General features: G+C 47.3%; 1 pseudogene. It reads left to right on the forward strand.

What is annotated here, in order from left to right:
- Positions 1 to 564: 564 nt before the first annotated feature.
- A pseudogene (locus QUA00_RS31915) lies at positions 565 to 1439 on the forward strand (hypothetical protein); the annotation flags it as partial.

Below are 1439 nucleotides of genomic sequence, written 5' to 3' on the forward strand. Positions count from 1 at the left end.
GTTCCGTTCTGAAGGAGAGGTAGGAGTGGTAACGCTCCTATCGACTCTAACTCCGTTGACCGTCAGGTTAGTTCACTGAAATCAGATTTAACTTACGCCCGAACCCCAATTTTCAGAAATTCCCAACTGGGTGATGCTTAGAGATATAAAATCATAAGTATTTTTACTCATAATTGTCTCTGCGGATTCACTTCTGTCCGCTGAAGCAGTGAACGCGGCCTTTTGGGGGGCCCGGAATGTGGGATTTAAGCTCTCCTCTACAGATGTGGAAAACCCGCTTTTTATAGGGCTGAAAAAAAGATCGCAATTTGTCCGGATAAAACTTATTGAGGATGAAAGTTAGACATATGTATGTAAATGTGTCTAAGTAGGTGTAATTATTTACACTCAACATTTAATCGGGGGCAATAATACCTTCAGAGGCTTATTGGGCAAGCATTTTTACTTGATTTACCTGCATCTATGAGGGAATTTTTCTTGCAGTGACCGATCGCTACAAGAAAGCCCAACCTCTGGTTTTCACTCACTTCTAATCCTTAATTACTCATCATCAAAGGAGAAGCTATGGCTACTTCAATCACTGGTTCTTTGGGTCAAAACACTAATTACAGCAGTGTCACTGACCTAATTACACAATGGCCTACTGCCGCCAAGAATCAAGGCATCCAACTGTCTGGGATAGCTTTTGATGGCTTTGAAACGAACTACACTAACCCTATTCCCATCAGCAACCTCACGTTAGCAACGAACGAAAACCCTAAAAGCGGGTTGAGCTACGGCGCTGAGCCTGGTATTGGTGTCCTAGGCTCTTATAGTGGTTGGTTTACCGACCCCACTAAAATTCGGGCGGAAATCAACCATGACCCCAACACCAATCAATCTCAGACGCTGAGGGTGAAATGGGCAGATAACAAAGACATCACTAGCGCCACGATCGGCCTCAGTGCATTGGGTGTCAAAACAGATCTGGGCGATCAAGGCAATGAAGTTGGTTTGCTGAAACTCTTTAATAATGGGGCGGAGGTATCGGCAAGCAATTTTACGATCGCTCGCGTCAACGCTCCTGCCACTCCAAAACCTCTCTCTGTGTCTTCAGATGGAGTGACTTTCATTGGCGATCGTACCGATGGCAATTTCACATTCCAGATACAAGCAAATTCCACTAGCGTTGCTTTTGACGAATTACGGTTCTCCGCCAAAGCCTACGATAGCCCCACCGCTGCCTACCTCGGCACATCCCCCAAAAGCGATAGTTCCGACTACCTAGTGCGGAGTATTCAATATCAAGGCCTTGATGTGACGCCGACGCCGACGCCGACGCCGACGCCGACGCCGACGCCGACATCTCCAAGTATCTTCCAATTCGCCCAACCAAATTACACGGTGGCTGAAGGCGGCCCGGTTACGATTAACGTTACTCGCACCGGTGGCACGGCGGC

It is taken from the genome of Microcoleus sp. T2B6, from assembly GCF_036700475.1.
Lineage (GTDB): Bacteria > Cyanobacteriota > Cyanobacteriia > Cyanobacteriales > Microcoleaceae > Microcoleus.